Annotated in this window: 16 protein-coding genes; 10 read left to right on the top strand and 6 right to left on the bottom strand. The window is 69.3% G+C overall.

The annotated features are described in order from the left end of the window. Positions 1 to 5: 5 nt before the first annotated feature. Positions 6 to 980 carry a methyltransferase gene (locus ACTOQ2_RS40615; protein ID WP_440106855.1) on the top strand — a complete coding sequence of 325 codons (975 nt, stop codon included), beginning with the start codon at positions 6 to 8 and terminating at the stop codon, positions 978 to 980. 100 nt (positions 981 to 1,080) lie between these two features. On the opposite strand, the gene ACTOQ2_RS40620 is transcribed toward ACTOQ2_RS40615, so the two are convergent. The 5 genes from ACTOQ2_RS40620 to ACTOQ2_RS40640 form a co-directional block, all read right to left on the bottom strand. Further along, positions 1,081 to 3,558 carry a PEP/pyruvate-binding domain-containing protein gene (locus tag ACTOQ2_RS40620; RefSeq protein WP_440106857.1) on the bottom strand — a complete coding sequence of 826 codons (2,478 nt, stop codon included), beginning with the start codon at positions 3,556 to 3,558 and terminating at the stop codon, positions 1,081 to 1,083. 106 nt (positions 3,559 to 3,664) lie between these two features. Continuing rightward, positions 3,665 to 4,303 carry a response regulator transcription factor gene (locus tag ACTOQ2_RS40625; protein ID WP_344747665.1) on the bottom strand — a complete coding sequence of 213 codons (639 nt, stop codon included), beginning with the start codon at positions 4,301 to 4,303 and terminating at the stop codon, positions 3,665 to 3,667. Between the two features lie 3 nt (positions 4,304 to 4,306). Next, on the bottom strand, positions 4,307 to 5,527 hold the full coding sequence (locus ACTOQ2_RS40630) for a sensor histidine kinase (protein ID WP_440106860.1): 1,221 nt from the start codon (positions 5,525 to 5,527) through the stop codon (positions 4,307 to 4,309). Then, the gene (locus ACTOQ2_RS40635; protein WP_440106862.1) at positions 5,524 to 6,246 is read right to left on the bottom strand and encodes an ABC transporter permease; all 723 of its coding nucleotides are present in this window, start codon (positions 6,244 to 6,246) and stop codon (positions 5,524 to 5,526) included. Before ACTOQ2_RS40635 ends, ACTOQ2_RS40630 begins: the two co-directional genes overlap by 4 nt. Then, positions 6,246 to 6,959 (bottom strand): ABC transporter ATP-binding protein, encoded by a 714-nt coding sequence (locus ACTOQ2_RS40640; protein WP_440106864.1) that lies wholly within the window; start codon positions 6,957 to 6,959, stop codon positions 6,246 to 6,248. Before ACTOQ2_RS40640 ends, ACTOQ2_RS40635 begins: the two co-directional genes overlap by 1 nt. A 206-nt stretch (positions 6,960 to 7,165) precedes the next feature. Here ACTOQ2_RS40640 and ACTOQ2_RS40645 point away from each other — a divergent pair, with 206 nt between their 5' ends. The 4 genes from ACTOQ2_RS40645 to ACTOQ2_RS40660 all read left to right on the top strand — a co-directional run bounded on the left by ACTOQ2_RS40645 (position 7,166) and on the right by ACTOQ2_RS40660 (position 12,193). Next, positions 7,166 to 8,011: an ABC transporter ATP-binding protein gene (locus tag ACTOQ2_RS40645; protein WP_440073927.1), complete on the top strand. Its 846-nt coding sequence runs from the start codon at positions 7,166 to 7,168 to the stop codon at positions 8,009 to 8,011. Next, on the top strand, positions 8,008 to 8,868 hold the full coding sequence (locus tag ACTOQ2_RS40650; RefSeq protein WP_440106866.1) for an ABC transporter permease: 861 nt from the start codon (positions 8,008 to 8,010) through the stop codon (positions 8,866 to 8,868). Before ACTOQ2_RS40645 ends, ACTOQ2_RS40650 begins: the two co-directional genes overlap by 4 nt. A 65-nt stretch (positions 8,869 to 8,933) precedes the next feature. Next, positions 8,934 to 9,221 carry a DUF5988 family protein gene (locus tag ACTOQ2_RS40655; protein ID WP_440106868.1) on the top strand — a complete coding sequence of 96 codons (288 nt, stop codon included), beginning with the start codon at positions 8,934 to 8,936 and terminating at the stop codon, positions 9,219 to 9,221. A gap of 212 nt (positions 9,222 to 9,433) precedes the next feature. Then, complete coding sequence (locus tag ACTOQ2_RS40660; RefSeq protein ID WP_440106870.1) at positions 9,434 to 12,193, top strand: AAA family ATPase; 2,760 nt, start codon at positions 9,434 to 9,436, stop codon at positions 12,191 to 12,193. 16 nt (positions 12,194 to 12,209) lie between these two features. Here ACTOQ2_RS40660 and ACTOQ2_RS40665 read toward each other — a convergent pair whose 3' ends face one another. Then, positions 12,210 to 13,136 (bottom strand): UbiA family prenyltransferase, encoded by a 927-nt coding sequence (locus ACTOQ2_RS40665; protein ID WP_440106872.1) that lies wholly within the window; start codon positions 13,134 to 13,136, stop codon positions 12,210 to 12,212. Between the two features lie 346 nt (positions 13,137 to 13,482). Between ACTOQ2_RS40665 and ACTOQ2_RS40670 the strand changes: the two genes are divergently transcribed. The 5 genes from ACTOQ2_RS40670 to ACTOQ2_RS40690 form a co-directional block, all read left to right on the top strand. Beyond that, positions 13,483 to 15,162, top strand: a complete 1,680-nt coding sequence (locus tag ACTOQ2_RS40670) for a 2-isopropylmalate synthase (RefSeq protein ID WP_440106874.1) — start codon at positions 13,483 to 13,485, stop codon at positions 15,160 to 15,162. Positions 15,163 to 15,626: 464 nt separating this feature from the next. Further along, entirely contained in the window at positions 15,627 to 16,577 is a 951-nt protein-coding gene (locus ACTOQ2_RS40675; RefSeq protein WP_440106876.1) for a sensor histidine kinase, read from the top strand. Further along, the gene (locus ACTOQ2_RS40680) at positions 16,564 to 17,211 is read left to right on the top strand and encodes a response regulator (protein WP_440073915.1); all 648 of its coding nucleotides are present in this window, start codon (positions 16,564 to 16,566) and stop codon (positions 17,209 to 17,211) included. Before ACTOQ2_RS40675 ends, ACTOQ2_RS40680 begins: the two co-directional genes overlap by 14 nt. 89 nt (positions 17,212 to 17,300) lie before the next feature. Next, on the top strand, positions 17,301 to 18,053 hold the full coding sequence (locus ACTOQ2_RS40685) for a 4'-phosphopantetheinyl transferase family protein (protein ID WP_440106878.1): 753 nt from the start codon (positions 17,301 to 17,303) through the stop codon (positions 18,051 to 18,053). Positions 18,054 to 18,223: 170 nt separating this feature from the next. After that, positions 18,224 to 18,687, top strand: a 464-nt coding sequence (locus ACTOQ2_RS40690) for a biotin carboxylase N-terminal domain-containing protein (protein ID WP_440106880.1), incomplete at its 3' end; no start/stop codon positions are given.

The raw sequence follows: 18,687 nt of genomic DNA on the forward strand, positions 1-18,687 counted from the left end.
CGATGATGGAACACGAGCTCATGAGGATCCTCACCGGCGGATGGGTGGCGGAGGCGACCTTCGCCGCCGTCCGGCTCGGGGTCGCCGACACGATCGCGGAACGCCGCCTGTACTCCTGTGAGATCGCGGAAACGGTCGGCGCGCATCCCGACGCGCTCGGCCGTCTGCTCCGCCTGCTGGCGGGGGTCGGCCTGGTCGACACCGACGAGGACGGCAGGTACGGCCTCACCCCGATGGGCACCCTGCTGGGCCGCGACGAGCTGGGCCCGCTCGCCGCGCTCTACGGCGAGGACTACTTCGGCGCCGCGTGGCGAGGGCTGCCGCACACCCTGCGCACCGGCGAGACGGCCTTCGAGCACGTCTTCGGCAGGCCCGTCTTCGCGCACCTGACGGACGATCCCGGCAAGGCCTCCGTCTTCAACGCCGGCATGGCGGCGGGCGCCGCGTTCTTCCGCGAGGTCCCCATGGCGCACGACTTCTCCGGCGCCCGGACCGTGGTGGACCTGGCGGGCGGCACCGGCGCCCTGCTCGGCACCATCCTGCGGGACCACCCGGAGACCGGGGGGATCCTGTTCGACGTACCCGAGGTCGTCGCGAAGGCGCCCGCGCACCTGGACCGGATGGAGGTGCTGGACAGGTGCGAGCTGGTCGGCGGCGACCTGTTCGAGTCCGTCCCGGCGGGCGGGGACGTCTACCTGCTCTCCCGCATCCTGCACGACTGGGACGACGACCGGTGCGTCCGGCTGCTGCGCAACTGCGCCAGGGCGATGGAGACGGGGGCGGAACTACTGATCATCGAACGCGTCGTCTCCGCCGACAGTCACCTGCCGCTCGCCTACGACCTGCACATGATGGTGATGACCGGCGGGCGGGAGCGGACCGAGGAGGAGTACCGGACGCTGCTGGAGAGCGCGGATCTGATCCCCGGCAAGCTGGTCGAGCTCCCGCTCGGGATGCGGATGCTCACCGCGACCCGCTGAGCCTTCGACAGGACGACAGAGCGACAGAGCGACAGAGCGACAGGGCGACAGGAAAAGGAAAAAGGCCGCGGCCCCACCGGGACCGCGGCCTTTCCGCGGGTCAGACCACCGCCGGCACCCGGACGATCTCGACGCTGCCCTGGCCGCCGTCGACCCGGATCAGGTCGCCGTCCTGGATCCGCATGGTGGCGTTCCTGGTGCCGACGACGGCCGGGATGCCCAGCTCGCGCGCCACGATGGCCGCGTGCGACAGCGGCGCGCCGACGTCGGTGACCACCGCCGCGGCACGCGGGAACAGGAGCGTCCAGCCCACGTTGGTCACGGTCGTCACCAGGATCTCGCCCTCCGCGAGCCGGTCGCCGTCCGCCACGGAGGAGATCACCCGGGCGATGCCCTCGACCACGCCCGCCGCGCCGGGAAAGCCGCTGATGGTCTGCGAGGGGGGCGCCACCGTCGCGCCGGCGTCGAACACGTCGCCGCGGCGGTTCGGGTCGGCCGCCCACCGCTCCGGGTCGAACCTGCCGCGGATGATGCCCGGGTACGGCGGGAGCGCCTTGTACAGCTCGTAGGTCGTCCTGCGCTTGGCCACCTGCGAGAGCGGTCGGCGCGAGCCGCGCAGCACGTCCAGGACCTCCTCGATCGTCAGGAAGAACAGGTCGTCACCGTGCCCGGTCACCTCGCCGGCCCGCACGACGAAGTCGCGCACCATCCAGAAGCCGCGCATCATCTCCGAGCGGGTCTCCTCGCGGGCGCGGACGATCTCCTCCCAGCGGTCGATCTTGCGGCGGAACTTCTCCGCCTGCCTCGGATACCGCTCGCGGAACCTGCGCCAGGCGGCGTCGCTCGCCTCGTCCTGGCGGGTCAGCAGCTCGGCCGGGTCGACCGTGAGCCCGGCGATCTGCCTGTCGAGCCAGGTCGGGTCCTCCACCGGCCGGGCCACGGAGACCTCGAACTCGTCCGGGCCTCGATGGCCGTACCTGCGGACGTACTCCTCGCGGGAGATCTCGCCGCGCTTGAAGCGCGCCAGGCCGAGCAGCGGGCCGAGGCTCTCCAGCCGGCCGTCCGCGGCCTGGATCCCGGACATCAGCACGGCGGCGTCGGCCTCCCCGGCGAGCTTGGTCAGCTGCGAGCCGAGGTAGATCAGCGAGCCGGCGTCCTGCCGGGCGGCGGCGGCGAGCATGCGGTTGCACTCGCGGAACCTCGGCTCCACCTCGCTCTCCCAGAGCGCGGCGAGGTCCGCGCCGGTGGCCGTCCCGGCGATCCTGACGCGGATGGCCTCGGTGGTCCGGGGCGCGGACGCGACGTACTCGGGGATCCGGTCCACGAGTTGCTGGATGGCGCGGCGGCCCGCCAGGAGCGGTTTGGCCGCCTTGAGGGTCTGCCAGCGCGACATCGGCAGCAGCGGGGTCTCGACCCCCTCCGGCAGCCGCCCGTACACCGGCTCCTGGGTGTCCCTGATCTTCTTGGTCATGCCCAGGGCCCTGCCGAGGGAGGCGGTCAGGCTCATGTTCATGTAGACCCGGCCGCCGATGTTGCCGCACTGGGGGTGGCCGCCGAGGTGCCCGGCGACCATGATCTCGCTGATGAACGCCTGCACGAGCGACCAGGTGCACGGCGTCATCACGCTGGGGATCGCCTCGCCCAGGTTGCCGTTGGTCCACAGGTAGTCGCCCTTGAGCGAGTCGTTCCACACCTCGCGCTGCCCGGTGATGGGCCTGGCCTGCAGGATGTACGGCCTGCCCTCGTGGATGGCCCACTCGACGTCCACGGCGTGGCCGTACAGCTCCTCGATCGTCATGCCCAGCTCGGCGAGCCGGACGGCCTGCGCCCGCGACAGCACGGGCAGGTCGCGCCCGGTCTCCGGCACCGGCACCTCGTGGGTGCCCTCGGCCCCGCGGACGGTCATCACGGTCTTGGCGGCGATGTGCTCCTCGACGACCGTGTGGTCGGCGCGGTCGAGCGTGATCGTGTCGGGCGTGACCAGCCCGCCGACGATCGCCTCACCCAGTCCCCACGCGGCGTTGATGCTCAGGTGGTCGCGGTCCTCGGTGAACATCACGCCCGCCGCGTCGGCGGGCACGAGCTCCTGGACGACGACGGCGAGGGCCACCTCGTCGTGGGGGACGCCGTTGCGCTCGCGGTAGGCGATGGCCCGATCGGTCCACAGCGAGGCCCAGCAGCGCCTGACCGCGTCCAGGACCTGCTCGGCGCCGCGGATGTTGAGGAAGGTGTCCTGCTGCCCGGCGAACGACATCCCGGGCAGGTCCTCCGCGGTCGCCGACGAACGTACGGCCACCGCGGGCTCGTCGCCCAGCTCGCGATAGGCGGCCCGGATGTCGTCGGCGATGTCCTGAGGCACCTCGTGGGCGGCGAACAGGGCGGCGGCCTCCGCCGCGTCGCTCGACAGGATCCGTTCCCGCAGATCGTGGTGGGTCACGAAGGCACGGTAGGCGGTGGTGGTGACGTGGAAGCCCGGCGGAACCGGGAGCCCGGCCCGGGCCAGGCGGGCGAGGGACTCGCCCTTGCCTCCCACGTTCGCCAGCTCGGTACGAGGGTCGGCCAGCGCAAGCGTGTTCATGGACCATCTCCATTCGTCCCAGGGGGTGTCCACTCGCATGAACAGGGCAGACATGTTCACGCTACGGAGCACCGGACGAGGCGGCCCACCCCTAGGCGCCCTTAAGTCAGGTCTCGGAGGCCCGCTTGATCAGCCCGGTCTCGTAGGCCGCCGCCACCGCCGAGGCCCGGTCCTTCACCCCGAGCTTGGCGAAGATGTGCAGCAGGTGCGTCTTGACCGTCGCCTCGGTGATGAACAGCTTCGCGGCGGCCTCGCGGTTGGTGGCGCCGCGGGCGATCAGCCCGAGCACCTCCAGCTCCCGCCGGCTCAGCGTCTGCTGCTCGGGCGCGCGCACCTTCTGCATGAGCAGCCCGGCCACGGTGGGGGACAGCACCGTCTCGCCGCGGGCGGCCGCCTGCGCGGCGCGGAGCAGCTCGACGCGCGGCGTGTCCTTGAGCAGGTAGCCGGTGGCGCCCTGCTCGATGGCGGGCAGCACGTCCGCGTCGTTGTCGAACGTGGTCAGGACCAGCACCTTGATGTCCGGTGTCTGCTCGCGCAGCCGGCGGATCAGCTCGGTGCCGCTCATCTTCGGCATCCGCAGGTCCATCAGCACGAGATCGGGGTTGGTCTGGCGTGTCAGGACGAGAGCCTCCGGCCCGTCGGCCGCCTCGCCGACGACCTCGAAGGCCTCGTCGGTGGAGAAGATCTCGCGCAACCCGTCGCGGACGACCGGGTGATCGTCCACGACGATGATACGAATCGGCATGCCTCACGCATTTCTGGAGTCGGCGGTGATGGCGGGCACCGTAGCAGAGACACCCGTTCCCTGGCCGAGAGCGGTCTCTATCTCGAAGTCCCCGGCCAGCCGGGTGACGCGCTGGCGCATCGCGACGAGCCCGAACCCGCCCGCGATGGACGGTTCCACCTTCTCGGGGTCGAATCCGGATCCGTCGTCGCGTACGTCGAGCACCACCACATCCTCCATGTAGGACAGCGTGACGGCGACCCTGCTGGCGGAGGCGTGTTTGCCGACGTTGGCCAGAGCCTCCTGCGCCACCCGCAGCAGGGTCATCTCCACCTCGGCGTGCAGCGGCCTGGCGTCACCGGTGACCGACACCGGAACCGGCACGCCCGACGTCTGCGACCAGGTGGCCGCGACGTCCTCCAGAGCGGTCGCGAGCTGGGCCTCCTCCAGCGGAGCGGGACGCATCGCCAGCACCGACCGGCGCGCCTCGTTGAGGCTGTCCCTGGCCAGCCCGCGCACGGTGTTCAGCCTGGAGCGGGCGGCGGGCACGTCGTCGATGACGTTCTCGGCGACCTCGAGCTGGGTGAGGATGGCGGTCAGCCCCTGGGCGATCGTGTCGTGGATCTCCCTGGCCATCCGCTGGCGCTCGCTGAGCACGCCCGCCTCGCGGGCGCGGGTCAGCAGCTGTGACTGCAGGTTCGAGTTCTCCTCCGCCAGGGCGGCCAGCTTGGTGCCGGTCGCCTTCAGCTGCGCGATCATCACCTTGCGCTGCTGGTTCTGCTTCGAGATGGTCTGGATGAACAGGCCGACGGTCGAGGCGATCAGGACGGCGACGAGGAAGGAGAAGATCAGCTCCTGCGGCGGCCGGGACCCGGGGCGGACGCCGACCAGGACGGCGGCCGTGGCGGCCACCCCCGCGTAGGCCGTCCACCCGCGCAGCAGGGTGAAGGCCTGGATGAACGCGCCGGGGCCTGCCACCGTGAACACCGGGTCGATCCTGATCAGCGCCGCGATGAAGGCGAGCATCACGACGAAGTAGACGATCGCCACCACCGGCCGCTCGATCCGGCTGAACCGCGATGAGACCATGAACCAGTGCCAGACCCCGGTGCACACCGCCAGGACCACCACGTCCAGCCGCCAGTCCCGCAGCAGGGCGAAGACGGTAGGCAGCAGGACGAAGAGGTACGGCAGGGCCGGCCAGGCGCGGTCCCATCGCGAGACGTTGGGCTCGATGGTCGTCACCAGCGGAACGCCTTCAGCGCGACCCCGCCCGCGACGATGGTGATCGCGACCAGCACGGCCAGGGTGAGCGGGGAGGCGGGCTGGCCCTCCCAGGCGGCGCGGACGGCCTGGACGGCGGGGGCCATGGGGGTGAAGTCGCCGACGGAGCGCATCGACTCCGGCAGCGTCTCGCGGGCGCTCATGGCGCCGGAGACGAAGACCATGGGGAAGAAGGCGGCCAGGCCGATCACCGTGGCGGCGCGGCCGCTGGGCACCAGGGCGCCGATGAGCAGCCCGATGGCGCCGAGGCTGGCGGCGCCGAGGACCCAGGCGAGAACGAGACCGGCCGGGTCGGCCGGCCCGTTCATGCCGTAGACGATCAGGCCGACGACGCCGAGCAGGAGGCCGCCGAGCACGGCCAGCAGCATGTGCGCGACCCACTGGGCACCGAAGATCATGGTGGGGGAGGCGGGGGTGGCGCGCAGCCGCTTGAGCACGCGGCGCTCGCGGTACTGGGCCAGCGTGGCCGGCAGGACGACCAGCGAGGCCAGGCCGATGACGAAGACGCTGAGCATCGGGACGACGGCCTCGATGATGGGCAGCCCGCTGGGCAGCGAGCCGCCGTTGCGCATCTTGATCCACAGGATGACCATGGGGAAGGCCAGGGCGAAGAAGGCGGCCATCGGGTCGCGCATGGCCAGCTTGAGCTCGATCGCGATGACGTTGCCGAGACCCTTCATTACACGGTCCTCTCAATGAGTGCGAAGTAGGCGTCGTCGAGGGAGCCGGAGGCGTCCCTGGTGAGGAGGTCGCCGGGGCTGCCCTGGTGGACGACGCGCCCCCGGTCGATGACGGCGATGCGGTCGCAGAGGGCGTCCGCCTCGTCCATGAAGTGGGTGACCAGCACGACGGTGACGCCGCGGTCGCGCATGGCGCGGATCAGGTTCCAGGTCATCCGGCGGGCGGAGGGGTCCAGGCCGGTGGTCAGCTCGTCGAGGAAGACGACCTCGGGGTTGCCGACCAGGGCCAGCGCGATGAACAGGCGCTGCTTCCAGCCACCGGACAGGCCCGAGAAGCGGGCGCGCCTCTTCTCGGTCAGCCCCCACTCCTCCATCAGGGCGTTCCAGTCGGCGGGCTTGTCGTAGAAGGAGGCGTACATCTTCAGCGCCTCGCCGACCCTGATGGCGTCGGGCAGCGCGGCCTCCTGCAACTGGGTGCCGATGCGCTGGAGCAACTCGCGCCGCTGCGTCTGCGGGTCCATGCCGAGCACGCGCAGGGTGCCGCCGTCGGGCTTGCGCAGCCCGGACGCGCACTCCACCACGGTGGTCTTGCCGGCTCCGTTGGGGCCGAGGATGCCGAAGATCTCGCCTCGCTCGACCGTCAGGGTGACGTCGTCCAGTGCCTTGTGCGTCCCGTAGCTCTTCTGCAGGCCGTTGATCTCGATGACTGTCATGTGTCGAGAATCCCCGCTGCACCGGGTCTTCGTAATCCACCGAACGGTTGATGGGGGTCGGCCGTCCCGGTCGGGGTTCCGTCGGCGGACGCGGAGAATCAGGCCGCTGACCAGGCGCGGGTCGCCGTAGGGGTATCGAAGGGAGTAGAGACGGGGTTCCGAAGGATGAATATCGCAAACCCTGCCGATCTCGAACCCTATGGAGCATGAGCGACTCAGCAGTACGTGTACGTGAGCTGCGTAAGAAATACGGCGACCTGAACGCCGTCGACGGCATCGACCTGGACATCGCCCGGGGTGAGGTCTTCGCGCTCCTGGGCCCCAACGGCGCCGGCAAGACGACCACAGTCGAGATCCTGGAGGGTCACCGCCGCCGGGACGGCGGTGAGGTCAGCGTGCTCGGCGAGGACCCCGGCCGGGCCGGCCGCCTCTGGCGGTCCAAGCTCGGAATCGTGCTGCAGTCGGCCACCGACGCCGCCGAGTTCACCGTCCGCGAGACGGTGCACCATTTCGCGAGCTACTTCCCGCGCCCGCGCGACCCGGACTCGGTGATCGAGCTGGTGGGCCTGTCCGGCAAGGCGGACGCCCACATCCGCCACCTTTCCGGCGGCCAGCGGCGCAGGGTCGACGTGGCCCTGGGCGTCGTGGGCAACCCCGAGCTCCTCTTCCTGGACGAGCCGACCACCGGATTCGACCCCGAGGCCCGCCGCCAGTTCTGGGGCCTGATCTCGCTGCTCTCCGACGAGGGCACCACCATCGTGCTGACCACGCACTACCTCGACGAGGCCGAGGCGCTGGCCGACCGGGTGGGCGTGATCGCGAGAGGCAGGGTCGTCGCGATCGGCGAGCCGGCCACGCTGGCCGGCCGCGCCGAGGCGGACGCGACGGTCAGCTGGTCCACCCCGGATGGGGAACGCCGCGTGAAGACCCCGACGCCCACGAAGGTCGTCGCGGAGCTCATCGCGCAGTTCGACGGGGAGATCCCCGACCTGACCGTCAGACGGCCGACTCTCGAAGACACCTACCTAGGCCTTATCGGAGAACAGCTGTGACAACCACGTTGCCGATGCAACCGACGCAACCACCCGACATCCGACCGGTGCAGGCGGTGCGACTGCCCAGCGCCGGCCGGCTGACCCTGAAGCGCGGCGCGATGGAGCTCAAGGGCTTCTTCCGCACGAAGAGCCAGTTCATCGTCATCTTCTCGCTCCCGGCGATCATGCTGATGCTGCTGGGCGCCATGTCGGGCAGCAGGCAGGGACTGCCCGGCGTCACGGGAGCCCAGATCCTCACCGCCGGCATGATCGGCGCCGGCATCATGGGCACGTCCTTCCAGAACCTGGGCATCAACATCACGCTGGAGCGCCACGACGGGACGCTCAAGAGGTTGTACGGCATGCCCATGCCGCGCACGGCCTACTTCGGCGGGAAGATCATCCAGGTCCTGGTGTGCATGATCGCCGAGGTCATCCTCCTGATCGCGGTCGGGGTGCTGATGTTCGGCATCAACCTGCCCACCACCGTCCACCAGTGGCTGACGTTCACCTGGGTCCTCCTCCTCGGCGGCATGGCCTGCACCTTCCTGGGCATCGCGATCGGCAGCCTGCCGAAGTCCACGCGCGGGGCCAACGCGGTGATCACGCTGCCCTTCCTCATCGTGCAGTTCTGCTCCGGTGTCTACATCCCCTTCTCCGACGTGCCGTGGATCCTGCAGATCTTCGCGTCGATCTTCCCGCTCAAATGGATGACCCAGGGCATGCGGTCGGTGTTCCTGCCCGAGCAGGCGGTGGTCCTGGAGCCGGCCGGCAGCTGGGAGCTCCCGATGGTGGCCCTGGCGCTGGGCCTGTGGTGCGTGGTCGGCCTGGTCCTGTGCCTGCGGACGTTCCGCTGGACCGCGCGCGACAGTTAGTCGTAGGGGTCAATTGGGGGTGCCTCACGGAAAACTGTTTTCTAATATGTGATAAAGGCCAATCCATGGAGGTGCCCGTGACCATAGCCCCCGGCTCTACACGAGAGGTTCATGCGGATTGCACGATTTCCGACCACGGCCCGTACGATGTCAGTGTCTTTCTTCTCGGTGGACCCGTCGACTTTCCGGAGACTGCCCGATACCGACGGCTGGACAAGGCGGACGGAAAGGTGAAGATTCAGTACCGGAGCGGCTACGAGCACTTCGAGCGCACCGAGGAGCACTACCACCTCGAAGGCGCCTGCCAGGGGCTGATCTACCGGTGGACAACCAGGACGAGGATCGCTGAATAATCAAGGACCACAGACGCCCGCTTCCGTGCGCCGCGCCCTCCGAAATCCGGGCGCGGCGCTTTTTCGTGTCCACCGAGAATCGAAAGTTGTAGATCGGATGCTATTAAGGGTCACCCCGTTGTGGGCGTATAAGGGGCGGCGTAGCGTATTAGTCGTGAATCGGTTATGCAGACCATGGGCAATCGTTCTCACTCTCGTGAGGGGTGTTCGGTATGGGGTTCTTTGAGAGAGACGCGGCTACGGCCTCCTTACAGGGGCTCCTCACCGAGACCGTCGGGGGGAGGAGCAGGGTCGCGATGGTGACCGGAGTGGTCGCCACCGGTAAGAGCGAGCTGCTGCACTCCTTCGCCGAGCAGGCCTACGGCCGCGGGGCGCTCCCGCTCGTGGCGACGGCGTCGCGGGCGGAGAGCGACCTCCCGCTCGGCGTGCTGGGACAGCTCTTCCACAACGCCCCCCTGGGCGAGCGGCTGCGCGAGCGCGCGATGGACCTCCTGCGCGAGGGCGGCGAGCGGCTGGAGACCCAGACCGTCGAGGGGCTCTGCGGGGTGCTGCTGTCCCTGGCGGAACAGCTCCCGCTGGTGATCGTCGTCGACGACGTCCACGACTCCGACCGCGCCTCGCAGATGTGCCTGTCGTACTTCATGCGCCGGGCCAGGTCGTCGCCGGTGATGACGGTGTTCGGGCACGCCGACTACCCGCACCAGGCCGACAGGTTCTTCCCCACCGAGATCATCAGGCAGCCGCACTGCACCGCCATCCGGCTGCTTCCGCTCTCGCGCGACGCCGTGCGGAGCATGGTGAGCGAGCGCCTGGGACACGAGACGGCCGAGCGGCTGGCGCCGGAGTGGCACGACCTCAGCGGCGGCAACCCGATCCTCGTGGACGGCCTCCTCGAGGACTTCGCGAGGAACGGCACGGGAGCGCCGGCGGAAAGGTACGGCGAGGCCGTCCTGTCCTGCCTGCACCGCGTCGACCCGGCCCTGCTGGACGTGGCCAGATGGGCGGCGGCGATCGACGATCCCGCGCTCGTCCACCGGCTGGCCCGCTCGGACACGCCGTCGGTCCCCCTGTCGATCCGCTGGCTGGAGACGGCGGGCCTGCTGGCCGACGGCCGGTTCCACCACGAGGCGGGCGAGGAGGCGGTCCTGGCCGACCTCGGGGCCGACAAGCGCCAGTACATGCACCGGCGCGCGGCCGAGCTGCTGAACAGTGAGGGCGCCTCCGACCTGGCGATCGCCGAGCAGCTGAGCAAGGCCGACGACGCCGACGCCCCCTGGGCCGTGCCCGTGCTGCGCTCGGCGGCCCGCCGCAGGCTGACCGACGGCGAGGTCGAGTCGGCCGTCGACTACCTCAAGCTCGCCCTGCGCGGACGCCTGGACGACCAGGAGCGCACGTCGATCGCGACCATGCTGATGCGCGCCGAGTGGCGCATCGACCCGAAGACGCCGATCAGCCACATGGAGGAGCTGACTGACGCGCTGCACAACGGGAGCCTGCGCGGCAGTGACGCGATCATCCTGGCCAGGGCGCTGCTGTGGCACGGCAGGATGGACGTCGCCTGCGACGTCCTGGAGCGCACGGCGGAATTCGGCGACACCGACCCGCACACGGTCGCCGAGGGCGTGAGCACCAGGATGTGGCTGCGCTGCTCCGCGCCGCCGCTTTTGGCCCACATGGACAGCTGGGCGGGCAAGAACATCAGCGAGGCGGTGCTGCCGTTCCAGGTGAGCCGGCGCCTGGAGTCGATCAACGCGCTGGTCGGCGTGCTCACCGGCGGTCCCCACGACCGGATCGTGGCCACGGCCGAGCGGATCCTGCGCGGCTCCAACCTGGACGAGATGTCCATGGACACCGTGGAGAGCGCGCTGCTCGCCCTCGTGTACGCCGGGCGGTCCAACCGGGCGGCGCCGCGGTGCGACGCGCTGATCGGGGAGCTGCGTTCCGGGGGCTCGCCCGCCCGCCGGGCGCGTCTCACCGCGATCCGGGCGGAGCTCTCGCTGCGCCAGGGAGAGCTCGAGGAGGCCGCGTCGTACGCCCGGCTGGCCCTGGAGATCATTCCGCCGAGCAGCTGGGGCGTGGCCGTGGCCGGACCGGTGGCCACCCTCATGCTGGCCGCCACCGCGATGGGACGCTACGACGAGGCGCTCGCGCAGCTCAACCACGCGTTCCCCGAGGCGATGCTGCAGACCAGGTGCGGCGTGCGGTTCCTGCAGGCCCGCGGCCGCTACCAGCTCGCCGTCGACAACCCGGCGGCGGCGTTGCGCGACTTCCGGCTCTGCGGGGAACTGCTGACCGCCTGGAAGATGGACACCCCGGGGTTCGTCGCCTGGCGCACGGACGTGGCCGAGGCCCTCATCGCCCTGGGCAGGCACGACGAGGCCCGCGAGCTGGTCGAGGAGCAGCTGAGCCGGTCGGGCGCCGGCTCGGAGCGCAGCGACGGCGTGGCGCTGCGGGTGCTGGCCGCCACCAGCGAGGTACGGCACCGGCCGATGTTCCTGCGCCAGGCCTCCGAGCACCTGCAGGCGTGCGGAGACCGCTACGAGCTGGCCAGGTCGCTGATCGACCTCACCGAGGCCTACCACAGCGTGGGCGAGTTCCGCAGGGCGGGCATCATCGCCAGCCGCGCGCGGACCCTGGCCCAGGAGTGCGGTGCCCGCCCGCTGAGCCAGGCGCTCGCCGACGAGGGCGGCGCGGAGGACGGGGACGGCGAGACGAACAGGGTGGTGGCCATCCTCAGCGACGCCGAGCGCAGGGTGGCCGGCCTGGCCACGGTGGGTTACTCCAACCGTGAGATCGCCGCCAAGCTGTTCATCACGGTGAGCACCGTCGAGCAGCACCTGACGCGCGTGTACCGCAAGCTGAACATCACCCAGCGCTCGGACCTGCCGCCGGACCTGACGGCCCAGCCCGGCCGCGTTCCCGGCCTCGCACGTGAGGGGGCACACCCGGCCAGGCCGGCCGCCGGCCGCTAGCGGCGTGACCGGTCGCTCAGACGAGCGGCCAGTCGCGCACCATCTGCGGCACGATCACGCAGCCGTGCAGCACGTACTGGGTGACCATGAAGACCGCGTACGGCCGCCGCCGGCGCGGTCCTGGCGGGATCGGGCCGCGGCAGAGCAGGGCGATGGCCAGCCCGCCCAGGCACATGGCGGACGCGGGCAGGTACAGTGACGGATCCCCCAGCAGCAGCACGCCCCCGGTGACGACGGCGGGCAGGGCGAGCGAGACGTTGATGATGGCCAGCCGCAGCGCGCGCTCGCCGTGCACGACGGCGAACGTCACGCGGCCGGCCGCCGCGTCGCCCTCCAGGTCGGGCAGGTCCTTGGTCGTCGTGCCCACCAGGGCGGTCCAGAGCGAGGCGGCGAGGACGAAGACGATCAGCTGCGTCCCGATGTCGATCCCGCCCGCGTAGGCGTGGGCGCCGGCGTAGTAGGTCAGGATGCTGGCCGTCAGCCCGATCGCGACCGTTCCGCTGGTCCTGCGCTTGAGGTGGAAGGGCGGGCCCGAGTAGAGGTATCCGAGGGCCAGCATGACGGCGACCATCCCCACGTTCACCGGCCCCAGCGCCAGGCTGATCACGACGGACGCGACCGCGGCGCCGGCCGCGACCCCGGTGGCGAAGGCAGGCGGTAACTCCCCCCTCGCTATGGGCCGGCGCGAGCCGTTGAGCCGGTCCTCGCACACGTCCGTGACGCCGTTGTAGAGATAGACGGCGAAGACGGCCAGCGTCCATGTCAGCGCGCCCCACGCGGTCCTGCCCAGGTCGCCCTCGCCGGCGACGGCGGAACTCAGAGACGCCCCGGTGAGGAAGCGCAGCAGGAAGTTGAACTGCACGGAGGGACGGGCCTCGGCCAGGCACAGCACGCCGTGCCGGAGGGGGAGAAACCCAGTCGGGGAACTGATGCTCGTCGTCATCACTGTCAGCCCTTCCGCCAAACTGAAGATCGATGAGTGATCGTTTCCAGTCGTGCCCCTCGCCCGGGGCGCATTCGTGGGAAGCGTTTACCGATACAGAGGTGGTCGCAGATCGACGCCAGGTTTCGATCTAGTGTCACACACGGCACCCCCGCCCAGACATCCGATGTCTCACCCCGGAAGGGCCAGACGGGCGCACCGGGTCGAACTTTCGATACCCGAAGTGATCCTTCGGTGCGGGACGGGAATACTCCTGACCACTTGTCTTGACCGGGGAATTCAATGGCTATTTGGTAATGGTGAACATCCGAGGCAGTCGGATAATCTCAGTGAAGGAGATTGGGGAATGGGCGCGAACCGGCCTGTAGAGCGTTATTCCGATTTTACTCCCCTCGTTCTTCCCGATCGGACGTGGCCGGACGGGCGGATTAGTTCGTCGCCGCGATGGCTGTCCACCGACCTCCGAGACGGTAATCAGTCGCTCGCCAACCCGATGTCCCCGGCGAGGAAGCTTCGGATGTTCGAGCTGCTGGTCGACATCGGCTACAAGGAGATCGAGATCGGATTCCCGGTCGCGAGCCAGGACGACCACGACTTCGTCCGGCTCCTCATCGAGGAGGACCGGATCCCGGACGACGTATGGATATCGGCTCTGGTGCCGGCGCGCGACGAGCTGATCGAGCGCACGATCCGTTCCATGTCGGGGGCGCCCAGGGCCACGCTCCACCTCTACAACGCGACGGCTCCGCTGTTCCGGCGCGTGGTGTTCGGAATGGACCGGGAGCAGTGCAAGGACCTGGCCGTCCGGGGTACGGAACTGGTGAAGAAATATGCCGAAAAAGAGCTCCGTGGTGGCAATTTCCGTTTCCAGTACTCACCTGAGTTGTTCAACGAGACCGAGGCCGACTTCTCCCTCGAGGTCTGCGAAGCCGTCATGGACGCGTGGGAGCCCGCTTCCGACCGGCCGATAATCCTGAACTTCCCCACGACCGTGGAGCGCTCGCTGCCCTCCGTCTTCGCCGACCAGATCGAGTGGCTCGACCGGAACCTGTCGCGCCGGGAGCACGTCTGCCTGTCCATCCACCCGCACAACGACCGGGGGACCGGGGTCGCCTCGGCCGAACTCGCCCTCCTGGCCGGCGCCCAGCGCATCGAGGGCTGCCTGTTCGGCAACGGCGAGCGGGCGGGCAACGTCTGCCTCGTGACACTGGGGATGAACATGTTCAGCCACGGCGTCGACCCCGGCATCGACTTCTCCGACATCGACAGGATCCGCGACACCGTCGAGTGGTGCAACGAGATCCCCGTGCACCCCAGGCATCCCTACGGGGGCGAGCTGGTCTACACGTCCTTCTCCGGCTCCCACCAGGACGCGATCAAGAAGGGTTTCGACGACCTCGAGCGCGACGCGGTCGAGGCCGGCGTGAGCATCGACGAGCAGCCGTGGCAAATGCCGTACCTTCCGGTCGACCCCAAGGACGTGGGACGCACCTACGAGGCGATCGTGCGGATCACCACCCAGTCCGGCAAGAGCGGCGTCGCCTACATCATGAGCGCCTGGTACGGCATGCGGCTGCCGAAGGAGCTCCAGAAGGACTTCGCGACGGTGGTCCAGTCGAGCGCGGAGCTGCTCGGCAGCGAGCTCTCGCCCGAACAGGTCTGGGAGTTGTTCGAGAAGGAGTACATCTCCTCCGACAGCCCGGTCGGCGAGCCGTACACCGCCGGAGGGCGGGTCGCCGCGACGCTCCACCTCGACGGTGCGGGGGAGCACGACGCCAGGACCATCGGCGCCAAGCTCGCCCCCTGGGGCATCGACGTACGCACCGTGCACCGCGCGGCCGAGGTGGACCCGGCCGGCGGTGCGCTCACGGGGGCCGCGGTCTACGCCGAGTACCGGGTCGGGGGGGCGACGGTCTGGGGCGTCGGCGTGGACACCTCCGCCGTGGGCGCGGCCCTGTCGGCGGTCGGGGTCGCCCTCAGACGGGGCGGCAAGCAGGCGGCCGTGATCGTCACGCCGCACGTCTGATGCCCCGCACCGCGCGTCTGATCAGGGACTGCGCACTCGTGGCGACGGCCACGGGTGCGCGGTTCGCGCTTCGCGGCATTGCGCCGACCTCACATTCGCCGTCGGCGAGTTGCTTCCAATATAAAAATGCTGACTATTTGTGAGATATTCAGTAAAGGGCCCCGCGATAATTGAGTTAGGCTCGGGTTTGCCTGCTTGACTGCCCTGTTCACCCGGTGTCGGTTGCCTACTCGCCATCCATGAACCATGATGTGAACATCTGGGGAAAACCCGGAAACGCAGCAGGGGGCAGCAGGGAAGCAGGGGGCAGGATGGCGGAAGACGACGATGGAGTAGCCCGCACGCAGAGTCCGTCAGCAGCTCTTATCGAAGAGTGCCGAGCGGATATCCTCGCCAAGTACGAACAGGACCTGGAAGTCGTCGGGAGCGTCCTCGTCCAGGACGAGCAGGCGAAAGCCCAGGTCATGGCGAATGCCAACCAGATCCTCACCGATATAGCCGCCGCGCTGGACAACGGTCTTCCCCACTCCGACGAGTCCTTCCGCTTCCTGTCCTGGGATATCGGCCTGACCAGAGCGGCCACCGGTGTCCATCCGAAAGAGTCCCTGCTGGCCGCCTCGGTGTTCTTCCGAGCGGCCTTCACCATTCTGAGCAAGTGGATCCAGGACGACTCCGAGGCTGACCGCCTGCTCAGGAACGTGGTCACCACGCTGGAGCAGTCCGTCTCGCTCCGCATCAGGGAAGCCGCGACCAGCTACGCCGGATTCCTGCTCAGCAAGGTGCACGAGGCGCACGTGGCCGAGCGCGGGCGCATCGCCAGGGAACTGCACGACCGCATCGGGCAGAGCCTCAGCGTCGCCCACCGGCAGGCCGAACTCTGCGTCATGTACCGCACCAGCGACCCCGCCCAGGCGGTCGTCAAGATGGAGCGGGTGCAGGAGGCCATCCAGGAGGCCATGTGGCGATTGCGCCAGCTGACCTCCGACCTACACCCCCTCGAACCGATACAGAGCCTGGAGAAGGCACTGCTCGCGCATCTCGAGGCCATCGGCGTCGAGGACATGACGGCGGAGCTGGTCGTCAACGGTGACGAGGTCTGGGCGACACCTGCCATCAGCGAGGAGTGCCTGCTGATCCTGAGCGAGGCGATCCGCAACGCGCTCAGGCACGGCCGGCCGTCGTCCATCTACATCAGGGTCGACATCGCGCCGCACGAGCTGCGGGCGTCGGTGATCGACGACGGTTGCGGCTTCGACGTCAATAGACGTCCCGCACACCACAGCCTCGGGCTGGCCTCGATCCAGGAGCGCGCCGCCCTGCTCGGCGGCATGGTCACCATCAGTACCGAAGTGGGACGGGGCACCCGAATCGATCTCGCCGTGCCATTACCGGGGTCCTTCGATGATCAAGAGTGACCACCCCATCAGGATAGCGATAGTCGACGACCACGCCCTGTTCCGCGAGGGGGTGCGAGAGATACTGGAGGCGCAGGAGGACCTGGTGGTCGTCGGCGAGGCCGGCACCTCGTTCACCGCCCTGGAACTGGTCTCGCAGAAGCGCCCCGACGTCCTCCTGCTCGACGTCGAGATCCCCGGCGACGCGGTCACGCACACCGTCTCCCGGGCACGCATGATCTCACCGGCCACCCAGATCATCATCCTGAGCATGTACGACGGGCCGCATCTCCTGCGGCAACTGCTGTCCGCCGGCATCCGGGGCTACCTGCTCAAGACCGTGCACCGCTACGAACTCGTCGCGGCGATCAGGAGCGTGCACTACGAACCCGACCGCCTCATCCTGGTCGTCTCCCCCGAGAGCCTCGCCCAGATGGAGACCGCGCGCACCGAGGTTCTGACGACCAAGGAGCGAGAGGTGCTCGAGCTGGTCGCCCAGGCGTACAGCAACAGGCAGATCGCCTCCCGGCTGAACACCACGGAGGCCACGGTCAAGCGCCATCTGCGCAACATCTTCGTGAAGCTCGGGGCGGCCTCACGCATCGACGCCGTCAACCGGGCGATCGACGCCTCGCTGATCACACCGACACGATGACCCCGTCCGCCCCCTGATCAAGTTCTGCGCGACCCCAGAAGGACGTCGCGACGATTCTCCTGCGTTCAGGGCCTCCCTACAGTGAAATTGTGAACGCCGAGGCTTTGATCGCGAACATTCTGCCCCCATGGGCGATGGCTGCCGACACCTTCGAGGACCACGCCGACGCCATGCTCTTTCCCGCTGAAGCAGAGGTGATCAGCAGGTCCGTGGAGCAGAAGCGCGCTGAGTTCGCGACGGCCCGGATGTGCGCCAGGAAGGCCATGAGCGCGCTCGGCCTGCCCCCGCAGCAGGTGCTGCCGGGTGTGCGCGGCGAGCCCCAGTGGCCCAAGGGCGTCGTCGGCAGCATCACCCACTGCACGGGCTATCGCGCGGCCGTGGTCGGCGCGAGCAGCGAGGGGCTCACGATCGGCATCGACGCGGAGCCCGACAAGGGCATCGCCAGCGGGGTGCTGGAGGCCATCTCCAAACCCGAGGAGCGCGAGGCCATCCGGGTCCTGAACCGGGAGCACCCGGGACCGTCCTGGGACCGCCTGCTCTTCAGCGCCAAGGAGTCCGTCTACAAGGCGTGGTTCCCGCTGACCAGACGCTGGCTGGACTTCGAGAGCGCGACGGTGACGTTCGACCCGCTGCGCGGCACCTTCTACGCACGCCTGCTGGTGACCGGGCCCAGCATGTTCGGCCGCCCGCTGACCGGGTTCCGCGGCCGCTGGATGGCCCGTGAAGGGCTGATCCTCACCGCCATCGCCATATCGGCGCGCTCCGACCGCGTGCAGCACCGGGACCTGGCGCACTACAGGGAGCAGGCGCGCCACAGAGAGCGCGCGCAGTACGGAGTCTGAGCGGCGGCCGGGATCGGGCGCGGTACGAGCCCGAGCGCGGCACAGGAATCGAGCGAAGTACAGAGATCGAGCGAAGTACAGGGTCTGGGCACGGCGCGGAGACCGAGCGCGGTGCGGAGCCCGAGCCACACCCGAGGTCGTCGGTCACCACGTTCACGGAGGAACACGTGATGAGGAAGGTCCTGATCGCCAATCGCGGTGAGATCGCCGTACGGGTGGCTCGTGCCTGCAGGGACGCCGGGCTGTGCAGCGTGGCGGTCTACGCCGAGCAGGATCTGGACGCGCTGCACGTCAGGATGGCGGACGAGGCGTACGCGCTGGCCGGTCAGTCGCCGGCGGAGACGTACCTGAACATCGCCAAGCTGCTGCGGATCGCCGCGCAGTCCGGCGCCGACGCGGTCCATCCCGGCTACGGCTTCCTGGCGGAGAACGCAGGCTTCGCCCAGGCCGTGATCGACGCGGGACTCACCTGGATCGGACCGCCCCCCGAGGCGATCGCGGCACTGGGTGACAAGGTCCAGGCCAGGCACATCGCGGCCAGGGTGGGCGCGCCACTGGTGGCGGGCACCAGGGATCCGGTCTCCGGGAGCGAGGAGGTCGTCGCCTTCGCGCGCGAGCACGGCCTGCCGATCGC

Origin of the sequence: Streptosporangium sp. H16 (assembly GCF_051918855.1) — a bacterium.
In the GTDB taxonomy this organism is placed as follows: domain Bacteria; phylum Actinomycetota; class Actinomycetes; order Streptosporangiales; family Streptosporangiaceae; genus Streptosporangium.